The 13,503-nt window shown below is 60.8% G+C and carries 13 protein-coding genes; 5 read left to right on the top strand and 8 right to left on the bottom strand.

What is annotated here, in order from left to right; all coding sequences use genetic code 11:
* Positions 1 to 21: 21 nt before the first annotated feature.
* Both BLS08_RS20775 and ahr read right to left on the bottom strand, forming a co-directional pair.
* A complete protein-coding gene (locus tag BLS08_RS20775) occupies positions 22 to 459 on the bottom strand; it encodes an acetyltransferase (RefSeq protein ID WP_055987215.1) in 438 nt (145 codons plus the stop codon).
* Positions 460 to 671: 212 nt separating this feature from the next.
* Positions 672 to 1,703 carry an NADPH-dependent aldehyde reductase Ahr gene (gene ahr, locus BLS08_RS20770; RefSeq protein WP_055987213.1) on the bottom strand — a complete coding sequence of 344 codons (1,032 nt, stop codon included), beginning with the start codon at positions 1,701 to 1,703 and terminating at the stop codon, positions 672 to 674.
* 122 nt (positions 1,704 to 1,825) lie between these two features.
* Between ahr and BLS08_RS20765 the strand changes: the two genes are divergently transcribed.
* Entirely contained in the window at positions 1,826 to 2,446 is a 621-nt protein-coding gene (locus BLS08_RS20765) for a pseudouridine synthase (RefSeq protein WP_055987455.1), read from the top strand.
* A 200-nt stretch (positions 2,447 to 2,646) separates the two neighbouring features.
* On the opposite strand, the gene BLS08_RS20760 is transcribed toward BLS08_RS20765, so the two are convergent.
* From BLS08_RS20760 to BLS08_RS20740, 5 genes are all read right to left on the bottom strand, one after another.
* Complete coding sequence (locus BLS08_RS20760) at positions 2,647 to 3,039, bottom strand: globin domain-containing protein (protein ID WP_017675468.1); 393 nt, start codon at positions 3,037 to 3,039, stop codon at positions 2,647 to 2,649.
* An 81-nt stretch (positions 3,040 to 3,120) separates the two neighbouring features.
* The gene (locus tag BLS08_RS20755) at positions 3,121 to 3,339 is read right to left on the bottom strand and encodes a DUF2788 domain-containing protein (protein ID WP_003240295.1); all 219 of its coding nucleotides are present in this window, start codon (positions 3,337 to 3,339) and stop codon (positions 3,121 to 3,123) included.
* Between the two features lie 90 nt (positions 3,340 to 3,429).
* On the bottom strand, positions 3,430 to 3,909 hold the full coding sequence (locus tag BLS08_RS20750; protein ID WP_004424680.1) for an Lrp/AsnC family transcriptional regulator: 480 nt from the start codon (positions 3,907 to 3,909) through the stop codon (positions 3,430 to 3,432).
* A 375-nt stretch (positions 3,910 to 4,284) separates the two neighbouring features.
* A complete protein-coding gene (locus tag BLS08_RS20745) occupies positions 4,285 to 5,166 on the bottom strand; it encodes a cation diffusion facilitator family transporter (protein WP_055987211.1) in 882 nt (293 codons plus the stop codon).
* Between the two features lie 4 nt (positions 5,167 to 5,170).
* Positions 5,171 to 5,590 (bottom strand): hypothetical protein, encoded by a 420-nt coding sequence (locus tag BLS08_RS20740; protein ID WP_021489451.1) that lies wholly within the window; start codon positions 5,588 to 5,590, stop codon positions 5,171 to 5,173.
* Positions 5,591 to 5,718: 128 nt separating this feature from the next.
* Here BLS08_RS20740 and hrpB point away from each other — a divergent pair, with 128 nt between their 5' ends.
* The 4 genes from hrpB (at position 5,719) to BLS08_RS20720 (ending at position 13,184) form a co-directional block, all read left to right on the top strand.
* The gene (hrpB, locus tag BLS08_RS20735) at positions 5,719 to 8,244 is read left to right on the top strand and encodes an ATP-dependent helicase HrpB (RefSeq protein WP_090337365.1); all 2,526 of its coding nucleotides are present in this window, start codon (positions 5,719 to 5,721) and stop codon (positions 8,242 to 8,244) included.
* Positions 8,245 to 8,312: 68 nt separating this feature from the next.
* Positions 8,313 to 9,785, top strand: a complete 1,473-nt coding sequence (locus BLS08_RS20730) for a site-specific integrase (protein ID WP_090337363.1) — start codon at positions 8,313 to 8,315, stop codon at positions 9,783 to 9,785.
* Complete coding sequence (locus tag BLS08_RS20725; protein WP_244155383.1) at positions 9,745 to 11,709, top strand: hypothetical protein; 1,965 nt, start codon at positions 9,745 to 9,747, stop codon at positions 11,707 to 11,709. The genes BLS08_RS20730 and BLS08_RS20725 overlap by 41 nt, the downstream gene beginning before the upstream one ends.
* Positions 11,706 to 13,184 (top strand): thioredoxin domain-containing protein, encoded by a 1,479-nt coding sequence (locus BLS08_RS20720; RefSeq protein WP_186351528.1) that lies wholly within the window; start codon positions 11,706 to 11,708, stop codon positions 13,182 to 13,184. Before BLS08_RS20725 ends, BLS08_RS20720 begins: the two co-directional genes overlap by 4 nt.
* 171 nt (positions 13,185 to 13,355) lie before the next feature.
* Here BLS08_RS20720 and BLS08_RS20715 read toward each other — a convergent pair.
* Positions 13,356 to 13,503: ATP-binding protein (locus BLS08_RS20715; RefSeq protein ID WP_235583997.1), on the bottom strand; the 148-nt coding region annotated here is incomplete at its 5' end.

Below are 13,503 nucleotides of genomic sequence, written 5' to 3'. Positions count from 1 at the left end.
CTCGCCCTGCGCCGGGCCCGTTTAGCCAAGCGCCATATGCAGGATCGGGAATGGCCGTCCGCCGCCGTCCAGACGTGAGCGATCGGTCACGACGAACCCCAGGTGCTGGTAGAAGCCCACCGCCTGCGGGTTCTGTTCGTTGACGTCGACGCGGGTGGCGCCCAGTTCGTCGATGGCATGGCGCATCAGCTGCTTGCCAATACCCTGGCCGTGGCAGGCCGGGTCGACGAAGAGCATTTCCACCATGCCTTCGCTGGTACCGAGAAAACCCAGGATTCGCCCCGACTCGTCACGTGCACAGGTCAATTGCACGGCCGGGAAATACTGCTCGCGCAGCAACGGCTTGATCACCTGCAGGTCGCTTTCCGGCAGGAAGTGATGGGTGGCACGCACGGCGGCCTCCCAGATTTCCACCAGGGTGGGCAGTTCGGTGTCGGTGGGTGTGTCGAGAATCAGCATGCTAATTGGTATCGGCAGGCAAACGGGGGATGGAGCATACCCGTCGGTTGAGTGTCTCAAGGCCTCTCAACCCTGTAGGTGCGGATTTATCTCTGGCGCGCAACATCCAGGCGATAGGTAGGAGCCCGCTTGCGGGCGATCCTTCCAGGCCTATGATCGCCGGCAAGCCGGCTCCTACACCCACGTTACGCCGACAGCTTTCGCCCGCGCTGTCATTTGCTGGCGTCGAGCACCACGCGGTAGCGTGCCTTGCCGCTGCGCAGATGGTCGATGGCCGCGTTCACCTGGCTCATCGGGAAGTGCTCGACCTGCGGCAGGATCTGGTGACGGGCGCAGAATTCGAGCATGGTTGCCATGCTCGAGGGTGAGCCTACCGGCGAGCCGGACAGGCTCTTCTGCTGCGGGATCAGGTTGAACACGTGCACCGGGATGGCGCTGGGCACGATGCCGACGAAGTGCAGGCGGCCCTTGCCGCGCAGGGTGGCGATCAGCGCCTGCCAGTCGAGATCGGCACTGGCAGTGACCAGGAGGAAATCCAGGCTGCCGGCAATCGCCTTCATCGCCGCGCTGTCGGTGGAAGCCACCACCTTGTGCGCGCCCAGGCGTTTGGCTTCGTCCTGCTTGTTCAGTGACGAGGTGAAGGCGGTTACCTCGCAGCCCCAGGCATTGAGAAAGCGCAGAGCCAGGTGGCCGAGGCCGCCGATGCCGACCACGCCGACGCGATCCGTCGGCTTGATGTCGTATTCCAGCAGCGGGCTGAACACCGTCGAGCCGGCGCAGAACAGCGGGCCGACCAGCGCCGGGTCGAGGCCTTCAGGCAGCGGTACAGCCCAAGCCCAGTGCGAGCGCAGGCGGTCGGCGAAACCACCGTGGCTGCCGACAATGGTCGGTTTCACCGAGCGGCACAACTGGTGCGAACCCTCCATGCACGAGCCGCAATACATGCAACTGCCCTTGTACCAGCCGATGCCGACGCGCTGGCCCAGCTTGAGGCCGCGTGCCTGCTCGCCGAGACGGACGATGGTGCCGACCACCTCATGGCCGGGGATGAAGGGGTAGCGGGCATTGCCCCATTCGTTGTCGATCATCGACTGGTCGGAATGGCAGATGCCGCAATACTCCACCGCCACTTCCACCTCGTCGGCGCCGAGCGGGCCGGGGTCGTAGCTCAGGCGCTCCAATGGTGCCCTGGGCGTCGTGGCGGCCCAGCCGGTGAAGGTGGCGAGTTCGGCGTTGTTGCTCATCGGTGGCTCCTGATCGCAGGGGGGAATCCGCAGCTTAGTCGCTCTGGCAGGACGTGGAAGCACCATCAGCGCCGCTTATCGTGGGTTACACTGCGCAGCTCATTTTCATCGAAGCCCGTTGCATGTCACGCCCTCGTCCCCCCGCCAGTCGTCGCCCTGCCGCCCCCCGCCGAGCGGCCAAGGCGCCGCCCGCGCAACCGCGCCTGCTGGTGCTGAACAAACCGTTCGACGTGCTCACCCAGTTCAACGATGAACAGGGCCGCGCCACGCTCAAGGATTTCGTCGACGTGCCTGGCGTCTATCCGGCCGGGCGTCTGGATCGCGACAGCGAAGGCCTGTTGTTGCTGACCAACGATGGTCGCCTGCAGGCGCGTATCGCCGACCCCAAGCACAAGCTGCCGAAGACCTATTGGGTGCAGGTGGAAGGGGAGCCGAGCGAGGCGCAACTGCAGCAGTTGCGCGATGGCGTGACGCTCAATGACGGCCCGACCCTGCCGGCCGAGGCGCGGCGCCTGGACGAGCCCGAGCTATGGGAGCGCGACCCGCCGGTACGCTTTCGCAAGAGCGTGCCGACGGCTTGGCTGGAGCTGGTGATTCGCGAGGGGCGCAATCGCCAGGTGCGGCGCATGACCGCCGCCGTCGGCTTGCCCACGCTACGCCTGGTGCGCGTGGCAATCGGCCCCTGGCGTCTGGACGGGCTACAGCCTGGGCAATGGCGTGAGGTGCCAGCGTTATTGCCATAGGGCGCGTCATTGCCGGCGAAGTTGGTGCGCACGGCGCACCCTACGGCCGGCGGTGTCCCTGTAGGGTGCGCCGCGCGCACCAGGGTCACGCCGATTGGGGCGGGTATAGGGGGAGAACGGCGGCGGCTGCGATGATCAGTAAGGTGCACCACGCAGCGGACGTTTTGTCGCAGAGGCCGGGCCGGCGACCCTGACCTGAATCAATAACCGGCCTTGATCACGGCGATACCTTTGTTCAGCACTTCACGCCAGGCCTGGCGCACTTCTGCGTCGCACTCCTTGTCGTGTTCGCCGATGGTCGCCAGCAGCGCGTCGAGCCACAGGTCGTAGAGTTCCGGGCGAATGTCCAGATGCTGGCGCGAGTGCGATTCGCCGAGGGCGCGCAGCTTGGTGTCAGGCATGCCGCGGGCGTGCATCACCAGGTTGAGAATGCCCTGGCGTAGCAGCTGTTTCTGCGCGCTCATGTCGGTGTCGACGAACTTCTCGCGAATCAGCGGCGAGCTGGCGAGGAAGTGGCGGTAGAAACTGTCGAAGAAATCCGGGCTGGCGCAGCAGCGTCCATAGCTCTGCATCACCAGATTGGCGGCGCTCATGTGTAACTCCTTGAATAGGCGGCAGGTCGCATCGAGACGATGGCCTGGTTTCAATCAGACGTAGTGCACTGGCCGAGTGGCTTAGCCGTGAATGCCGCGCGCGGTCTCGATGATGTAGGTGATGATCGGCTTGGCGAGGAAGGCGAACAGGCACAGGCCCAGGCCGAGGAACAGGATGGCGGTGCCGAGGCGGCCGGCCTTGGACTTCTTCGCGAGGTCCCAGATGATGAAGAACATGAACAGCATCAGGCCGCCCACCAGGACGTACATCATCAGGGCTTCAAATTGTTCGGTTTCCATGGTGCCTCATGATTCGGACGGAAAACGCAGGGCGGGAATTATACGCGCCCTGACCTGGCGCGCGGCATGATCCGCTTCACCCTGCGACTTTCAGTCGCGCAGGTGCTGCAACGGCAACTGCGTGCTGGAGAGAATCTGCTGCAGTACGAAGCTCGAGCGTACGCTGGAAACACCATCGATGCGCGTCAGGGTGCCGAGCAGCAGCTTCTGGTAATGGTCCATGTCCGGCACCACTACCTTGAGCTGGTAGTCGGCGTCCATCCCGGTCACCAGGCAGCACTCCAGCACCTCGGGGCATTTGCGGATTTCGTCCTGAAAGTGCTCGAAGCGCTCGGGGGTATGTCGGTCCATGCCGATCAGCACGTAGGCGGTCAGGCTCAGGCCAAGCTTCTTGCGGTCGAGCAGGGCGACCTGGCCGGTGATGTAGCCATCGTCTTCCAACTGTTTGACGCGGCGCGAGCAGGGCGAGGGCGACAGGCCAATACGTTCGGCCAGTTCCTGGTTGGACAGGGCAGCGTTGCGCTGCAATTCGGCGAGAATGTTCAGGTCGTAACGGTCGAGTTTGTCCATTTTTTAACTGGCTCATTATTGGATTGCGCTAGATAGTGCTCCTTTAGTTGCTAATTGCGCAATTGGTAAGTTTGTAAGCAATCTTAGCAATCTTATTTCGGCGCGGCAGGCGTAAGCTTTCTCTCAGTTTCACGGCCCGGACGACAAGTCCTACCGGCCTCGCCCAACCAGGTGAGCCGGCGCCGACGGTCCTACCGGATCGCACCGGCACCCGGGTCCGCACTGCCCAACCAGGCGGGCGACGAAAGCGGCGACAGCATCGCCAGCACCGGACAGATTTCCCGAGGGGGCCGCGAGGCCCCTTTTTTAATGCCTGGGATTTCTGCAGGAGGCTCGTGGGCTTTGGCGATTTTCGAGAAGCGGGGGGCGCTGTGGTCAGTGTTGGACCACTTCCGGTGGATCGGCATGCACCAGCACTTCGGCACGTGGATAGTGCTCATGAATCGCCTTCTCCACAGCCACGCAGTGAGCATGGGCCTGCGACAGGCTCATCTCACCCGGCAGCTCCAGGTGCAGCTGGACGAACCAGCGCGTACCGGAAATGCGTGTACGCAGATCGTGCGCGCCGAGCACGCCCGGCACCGAGGTGGCCAGCTGGTACATATGCTGAGTGGTCTCGCTGGGCAGTTCCTCGTCCATCAGTACGGCCACAGCGCCGCGCACGATGCTGATGGCGCTCCAGAAGATGTAGAAGGCGATGCCGATGGCGAAGATCGCATCCATCTGCTGCCAGCCGAAACGGGTCAGTAGCAGGGCGAGGAGGATGCTGCTGTTGAGCAGGATGTCGGAGCGGTAGTGCAGCGAGTCGGCGTGAATCGCGGTGGAGCCAGTCTCGCGCACCACCTTGCGTTGAAAGCTCAGCAGGGCGACGGTCAAGGCCAGCGACAGCAACATGACGGCGATGCCGATACCTTCGGCTTCCAGCGGCTGTGGCGCTTGCAGGCGCTCGACGCCCTGCAGGCCAATGAGTACGGCACTGACACCGATAAACAGCGCTTGGCCCAGCCCGGCCAGCGCCTCGGCCTTGCCGTGGCCGTAGCGGTGATCCTCGTCGGCCGGGCGCAGGGCGAAGTGCACGGCAACCAGGTTGATCAGCGAGGCGGCGCTATCGAGCAGCGAATCGGTGAGGCCGGCCAGCAGGCTGACCGAACCGCTCAGCCACCAGGCAATCGCCTTGGCCAGCACCAGGGTCAGCGCCACCGTCAGCGCTGCCCGGGTGGCCAGGCGCATCAGCCTGGCGTGCTGCGGGTTGTGCATGAGCTCAGGCAGCCGGGCGCAGACCGTAGGCGGCCAGTTGCTCGGCGCTGCCGCTGTGCTGGATCAGGCGCGGATCGTCCAGCGGCAGCTGGTGGCCGGTGCTGGTTTCGATCAGGGTCTTGAGCGCGTACTGGTCGACCTTGCCGTCTTCGCCGATCAGTTGCTTGAGCTGCTGCGGGTCGACCTGGGCGGTCTGGCCTTCGGGCAGGTAGATGGCGCCGGTGGCGAAGTCCACGGCAAAGGCGATCAGGCCAGGAATCACGTAGAACAGGATGCCGATGGCGTTGGCCCCGGCGATCACTGGGTCGATCCGGCCTTCGATCTGGCCGCGGCGATCCGGGTAGAAGATCGAGCCGCAAGCAGTCAGTTGGGCGAGCAGGGTAGCGGCGACAACGCCGGCGATGAAGCGGGATTTCGTGCGCATGAGCACCTCCAGGAAAAAGTGGCGCAACTATAGCAAGGCGATGATTGCAAAACTGCAGCGCGCTGTTTCAGACCAGCAAGTTGGCAGGCGGTTCGCCGTTATAATCGCCGGCCTGCTGTGGAGAAATGATGAATACCCTGCCGATCGATTCGCTGCTGCCCGCCCTGCGCGATGCCTTGTCCGCCCGTCACGAAGCCGTGCTGGAGGCGCCGCCCGGCGCCGGCAAGACCACCCGCGTACCGCTGGCACTGCTGAATGCGCCTTGGCTGGCCGGGCAGAATATCCTCATGCTCGAACCACGCCGGCTGGCCGCTCGTGCTGCCGCCGAGCGCCTGGCCAGCGAACTGGGTGAACGGGTTGGCGAGACGGTCGGCTACCGCATTCGCCTGGACAGCAAGGTCGGGCCGAACACGCGCATCGAGGTGGTCACCGAAGGCATCCTCGCCCGCCGCTTGCAGGACGATCCGGCGCTGGATGGCGTCGGCCTGGTGATATTCGATGAATTTCACGAGCGCAGCCTCGATGCCGATCTGGCCCTGGCGCTGACGCTCAATGGCCGCGCCATGTTCCGCAGCGAAGGCAGCGGCGAGGCGCCGCTCAAGGTGCTGCTGATGTCCGCCACTCTCGAAGGCGAGCGCCTGGCCGCGCTGCTTGGCGATGCGCCGGTGCTGCGCAGCGAAGGGCGCATGTTCCCGGTAGATATCCGCTGGAGCGCGCCGCTGGCGCCTGGTGAGTGGATCGAGCCGCGGGTCGTGCAGACGGTGCAGCAGGCGCTGGCCGACGAGCCGGGCAGCCTGCTGGTGTTCCTGCCGGGGCAGGCCGAGATTCGCCGCGTGGCCGAGCAACTGGGCGAGGTGCTGGCGGGGTGCGACGACATCCTGCTCTGCCCGTTGCATGGCGAGCTGGAACTGTCCGCGCAGCGTGCCGCCATTGAGCCGGCGCCTACCGGCAAGCGCAAGGTGGTGCTGGCCACCAACATCGCCGAGACCAGCCTGACCATTGACGGCGTGCGTGTGGTCATCGATGCCGGCCTGGCGCGGGTACCGCGCTTCGACCCGGCCAGCGGCATGACCCGCCTCGACACCCAGCGCATCTCCCGAGCCTCCGCTACCCAGCGCGCCGGTCGCGCCGGGCGCCTGCAGCCGGGCGTGTGCTATCGGCTGTGGTCGCAGGCGCAGCACGAGCAGCTCAGTGCCTATTCCGGCGCGGAGATTTTGCAGGCTGATCTGGCCGGACTGGCCTTGCAACTGCTGCGCTGGGGCGTGATGCCCCAGGAACTGAGCTGGCTAGACGTGCCACCGCCGGCCGCCTACGCCCAGGCGCTGGATCTACTCGGTCGCCTTGGTGCGCTGGACGAGCGTGGTGCACTCAATGCCCATGGCCAGGCCATGGCCGAGCTGCCGAGCCATCCGCGTATCGCCCATCTGCTGCTGCGTGGCCAGGCGCTGGGCCTCGGTGGGCTGGCTTGCGAGCTGGCGGCGCTGTTGTCCGAGCGCGACATTCTCCGCGGCGGCGGCGCCGATCTGCACAGTCGCCTGACCCTGCTCAGCGGCGAAAGCCGCGCCGCGCGCAACGCCGTGGGCGGCGTGCAGCGCGCGCGGCAACTGGCCAGGCAGTTCCAGGGCCTGCTCAAGAACCGGCCGGTGACCCAGGCCGTGAGCGACCCCGAGCATCCGCGCTGGCTCGGCTGCCTGCTGACCTTCGCTTACCCCGACCGCATCGCCCAGCAGCGCCGCGCCGGTGGCGCCGATTATCGCCTGGCCAATGGCCGTGCCGCGCAGTTCGGCGAAGCCGATGCCCTGATGAAGCACGAATGGCTGGTGGTGGCCGATCTGGGCAGCCGCCAGGGCCAGCGCGAGGAGCGCATCTATCTCGCCGCCGATCTCGACCCGGCGCTGTTCGCCAGCGAACTGGCCGAGCAGGTCGCGACGCTGGACGTGCTCGACTGGGACGAGCGCGAGGGCGTGCTGCGCGCCGAACGTCAGCGCAAGGTCGGCGAGCTGGTGCTGGAACGCCAGGCGCTGGCCGCGCTGGACGAGGCGGCGCGCGGACGGGCATTGGTCGGCCTGGTACGGCGCAAGGGCCTGGAGTTGCTGCCCTGGACGCCCGAGCTGCGCCAGTGGCAGGCGCGGGTGGCGTTGTTGCGCGAGCTGGACCTGCAGCAACAGGGGCAGAGTGAATGGCCGGACTTGTCCGATGCCGCCCTGCTGGCCAGCCTTGAGCAGTGGCTGACGCCATTCTTAAGCAAGGTCAACCGCCTCAGCCACTTCGCAGGCCTCGACCTGCCCTCGATCCTGCAAACGCTGTTGCCCTGGCCCTGGCCCTTGCCGCAACGCCTCGACGAGCTGGCGCCGCGCGCGCTGAGCGTGCCGTCCGGCTCGCGCATCGCCATCGACTACACGGAGCACCCGCCGGTGCTCGCCGTGCGCCTACAGGAGTTGTTCGGCCTGGCCGCGACGCCGCGCATCGCCGGTGGTCGTCTGGGCCTCAAGCTGCATTTGCTGTCCCCGGCACGCCGTCCGGTGCAGGTCACCCAGGATCTGGCCAGCTTCTGGGCCAACACCTATCTGGAAGTGAAGAAGGACCTCAAGGGCCGCTACCCCAAGCTATTCCATAAGCTCGATCCATGGGTTGAATCGCTTAACAGAAAATAGTTTGACTTTTTCTATTGTGGTGCGTTTCCATAACATTTAGGATTGACTCACCATCCAGGGGGTGAGCCATGTCCTATTACAATCCGCGTCACGAAGGTCGCCTGGTGCTCATCCCGCTACTGCGTGATGCCTTCGCCAGCCTCTATGTTCAAGCACAGGCCGGCTCGGTCGCCATGCCGCTCGAAGGTGATGACTCCAAGATCGTTTACCAACTCGATGAAGTTGGTGCTGGCGACGACTGCGACTTGTTCAATTTCCCCTTTTTGTTCCATGGCAACGGCGATCCCTGGCATGAGGCGAACGATTATTTCCTGAGCCTGATGCGTGATAAGCATCCAATCAATCGGCGCACTGATGATGTTCGGCGCCGTGCCAGCAAACTGCTTGATTATCTGCTGTTCTGCGAGGACAACGGCCTTGATTGGCTAGACTTTTCCGGTGCCCGCCCAGCGCTTCGCCCGACCTATAGATACTATTATCACCTTATTAACGAAAGCGATCGAAGCAATGCCGTAATCAACCAATATACGGCTGCTGTTTATCATTTCTACAAATACGTTGCCGAGCACTGGCATGACCTAGACATGAAGCGTGTTGATACGGTCAAACAAGTGCGGCTCATTGTGCAGGGTTCTAAAGGTGTACGAGTAATAGAAGCCGAGAAGCGCAGCCAAACACGGCGCACGACGCCGAGTAGTTCAGCACCGTTGGGATTCGTGCGGGACGATGGCGAGGATCTTCGCCCTCTGTCCAATCGTGAATTGGGCGTGTTTTTGAAAACCATCAGGAACGAAAAGGAGTGGTCTGCTCTTGAGCGCCTGATTCTGATGACTTCGCTGATGACGGGCGCGCGCAAGCAGACCGTTCTGACTATGCGACTGAAGCACCTCAAAGGCTTTACAGAGGATAGGTTGCTGACCGAGGGTGCGTATAAGCTCCATGCCGGCCCGGGTACCGGCATCGACACCAAGTTCGATAAGCCGCAAGAGCTATATGTGCCCAAGCAGCTTGCCGAGGAACTGATAACGCTCGCCCGAAGCCCGATGATGAAGAAACGGCGGGCCAAGTTTCATGCACAGATGAAAGCCGCGCATCCAGATTTGTCGATGGATGAGGACGATGTGTATTTGTTTCTCTCCGATCAAGGCAACTGTTATTACATGGCCGAGAATGACCCGCGCTATCCGATGGTGAAGTCACCGCAAATCGGCCAAGTCACGGAAACGATCAAGCGCAAGCTGGTCAAGAAAGCTACTGGCCCATTTTCGAGCGACTTTTATTATCATTGGTTGCGGGCGACCTTTGGCTATCAGCTTTATCAGCGATTGCAGGTCTTGGTGGAAAAAGGATTGATGCAGTCGGGCGAGGTCATCGATTTTATTCAAAAGCGAATGCACCACGAATCTAGGGAAACGACGGAAAATTACCTCAAGCTGTTCAGGATGAGCCACGAAAAGGTTATGGCTCAAGAAGTGTGGGAAGCTAAGCTGTTCGGAGTTGGTGATTACAGTATTTTTAAAACCGATGCGCACAATGATTAAGCAGGAGCGCTTCGAGCATCGCGCCAATACCCAAATCATTACGCTGCGTGAGGTTGCACAAGAGTTTGCTGAGCCGGAGCGTTTGCGCCTGCAACTGTCTGCGAAGGTGATGAAGAAGCCGCTGGATATTGGCAGTTGGGCGTACTGTATTCGCGGTAAGAACGAAAGCGCGAGTGATGATCGCGGTACGCCAGTGGTGCTGGACTCCTTTGTCGAAAGTCGCCGCGAACTGATTGTAAAAGTTCTGGAGTCCTTGGTCGGTCTGCGTGACGAGTCCGTCCTTGGGCGGTTCAAATGTCTTGAGCAGTTTATCGACTGGCTGGATCGAAAGGACTACAAAGAAATCTTTGCCAGTGAAGTCGCTGCCCAGCGAGCGTATCGAGCCTATACCGCGCACCTGAATGAGCGTATAGCGCAAAAAAAATTGAAGCCCATCAGTTCTAACATGCTTCAGGGTGAGGTCGCCACTCTTATTGCACTGCTCTATCCAGAGAACGGCCATCATATTCTCGCCGGGGCGCTTAGGATCAGGGGCGAAAGAGAGTCGGCGGCAGTCAGTGAGGCTCATGTGGAGTTGTACCGCGACCTTTGCTTGGCCATTGCCCAGCAACTCAGTGATTTAATCCTGAACAACAAGACCTATCCTTGGGTCGTCACCATCCGCGATTACGAGGTTGTTGTATTTCCATCGACTTGGGGGGCGGTCGGGCCATTCAAGGAGTCCCCGCTTTCGTATAACGCGGCTGAGCGACGTATTGCCACGCTCGAAGAATACTGGTCGGCCTGTGACAGGAGGGGGCGTAAAAAATATTGTAAATCCAAAACTAACCGCACCCTGAATGATAGCCAGGATAGGTTGCAGGCCGCTAATGGCGATGCCCGCCATTGGCACCGTCTTAATATGGCGAGCTTGGCCGCAAAAGCCTATGCGTGTCTTTTCCTGATGATTACAGGCGCCACCCCGACCGAATTTGCACAGTTTAGCTACGCAGATGCGCTCGAAGTCGAGAAGTCTCCAATCAAGAAAGAGTTGTCGGCTGTAAAGTTTCGTGCAGGCGGAAGGTTGAATGGTTATAACATCGGACGTGGTAATGGGCTGGATCTTTTGAAGGAGTACCTCAAGCTCCGCGAGTGGATTCTGAACGGCGTAACGCATGAGCGGCTGTTCTTTTCGATGCCGGAAGCTAAATCGAAAAACGTAGGAAACCCATTTGGCGAGCTTGACGTATCGGGAATGTTTAACAACTTCCAGAGGTCGATCAGCGGTACTTTTCTCGACCCTAAAGTGCCGCGATTGCCACCCAGGCTCATGCGCAGGTTTAAGAGCGCGGGGCTGCACACTGCTGGTCAGTCACCATCCGCCGTTGCGGCATCACTGGGGCACACCGAGGCGGTGAATCAACAGAGCTATGCCCAGGCGTCGTCTGAGCAGATGGAAAGCGAGTTCGGCCAGTTCTGGCAAGCCGTTCGCCATGCCGCCCAGGTCGTGCGTGAGCGAAGCGAAAAGGCCGTAGGAGGCGAGATCGCAACGCCGGCGGGGCATTGTGACGGGTTCAATCAGCCGATCCCTGTGCGCGATTTAGGGGCGGTTGCAATCGAGCCGAACTGCCGCACCCAATACGGTTGTCTGTACTGCGAACACTATATCTGTCACAGCGATGAACAAGACCTGCACAAGTTGCTGAGCTTGCAGTATGTAATCAATGCGGTGCGTAAAGTAACACCGGATGCTGCACATGCCGAAGCCTTGTACAAAGAGTTGTCGATTCGCATCGAGTTCATCCTTGATGCGCTTGCCGAGCGCTCCGATGCGGTGAAGCAGTTGGTCGAAACGGTCAGGGCCAAGGTGTTTGAATACGGGGAACTCACTGCATTTTGGGAGGCCCGCTTGAACCGTTATGAACAAATGGGGGTGGTATTTTGAATGCAGTTGTCCAGTCGATTGGTGGCCTGTTTTCGAGCGGTGGGTTCCCGGCAACCAGTGAGCCGGATAATGCGCTGCATCAATATGGCAAGCCTGCGCCCGACTTTGTGCTCTGCCGTGATGAAGCAGGCAATGCCACGGCTGTCTACGGTGACGAAGTATGGGACTTTAACCCGTACCGTCTGAGTGCAAAGAAAGTTAGAAGGATTAAATTTGACACGGTGTTTGGCGAAGGCGGGCTGGAGCAGCAGGTGCTGATCGACGAAGCCAAGTATCTGCTCTACTGCCTGATCTATTTTGCCGGTGGCGGGCGAGTCGGCACGCTGAGCGTAACCACGCTAGGCCAGCATTGGCTTGTGCTGCGCATTGCCATGCAATTCTGCCTTGAGCAGAGGCAAAAGCCTATGGTGGGCACACTGTCCTTGCAGAAACTCTTTACCGTCCCGGTGTATCTGGCAGCCTTTATTCGGGAAAAGAAATTTGCACACAGGGTTCTTTCAGGGATCTTGCAAGCATTGGCCAGGGTGGGCGAAGAGCGGTTGGGGTATCCGGTAGTTAATCCGAATAACTTTGATTTGAAGCGGGAGGATGGCAATCAGCATCCCGTCATTCCGACCCGCATCTATCTTAACTTTATCAATATCACCGGAAACTTGCTCGATCAGCTATTTGAGGGTGTCGGGCGTTTTGAGGGCTTTATCGCGTGCTTTGCCAATGAGTATTACGGTACTGCTCATTCATACCAAAAAAGTCGCAGTCTGGGCGGCAAGGCGAATTGGCGGCCAGACATGGCGCAGGCGCTCAAGGATCACAGCCTGACTTCGGTGTTTTCCGGTGATTTTGCGTGTCCTCACAAACGGAATTTGCAAGCTGTCTTGCTCAAAATGCAATATGTGGCCAAGACGGTCATTCATCTTTATACCGGCATGCGCGATCAAGAGGTGATGCGAATCCCGTACAACTGTTTGTCCGCTCAAATTGTCAGGAAGGCCGTTGTCGATGACCAAGGCGTTAAGCGGGATAGGCCCCAAACGGTAAGTGTTCTCTCGACCACCACAAAGTTCACCGGCTACAAGAAAGAGGGCGCATGGTTTGCGCCGGGCGAAGTCGTCAAGGCGGTCGAAGTGGCCCAGGCGATTTGTCGCGGACTGGCCAAGCTCTACCAAATCGAACTGGATGAGCGTTGTCCGCTGTTTCTGAATCCGGCCATCGTGGGTTATACAAGAAATAGCGCCGAGGTTGGCGTGCCGGCCTTTAAGGGTCGGGCGCTCGAAACAAGTGCTTTGCGAGCGATTCTAATTCATCCGGAGGACTTGCAAGAACTGGCGCACAGCGACCCGTCGCGGGACTTCTATAACGAACCGGAGTTCGCAGTCGGCCAGCCCTGGCCGCTGACTAGTCATCAATTTCGGCGCTCGCTGGCCTTTTACGGCAGCAGCAGTGGGTTTGTCTTGTTGGCGCTGATGGAAAATTGACCCACCCTGCCGATTGAAATTTGACCCAGGGCGGATTGCTGATTTTGTTACCAGCAACTGTGGATAAGTCTACCAGCGCAGCTGCTGTTGCCCCCACTCCTTCGCTAGCCCAGTTCAGTTGTTTAAGACCTGCCACACGCAGCCATGTAGCAGGCCGTCGTCGCCATGAAATCAGAACGGCTCATCGTCCTCCGGTTCCTGGCCGCCCTTACGCTTTCGCTCCCGTGATTTGATCTTGGCCTGGGCCGCCAAGCTACTGTGTTGCAGGCGATAGGACTCGTTACCGGTTTCGACGATGTGGCAGTGGTGGGTCAGCCGA

This window comes from Ectopseudomonas chengduensis (genome assembly GCF_900102635.1).
Lineage (GTDB): Bacteria > Pseudomonadota > Gammaproteobacteria > Pseudomonadales > Pseudomonadaceae > Aquipseudomonas > Aquipseudomonas chengduensis.
This window is presented reverse-complemented; position numbering and strand designations above follow the sequence as displayed.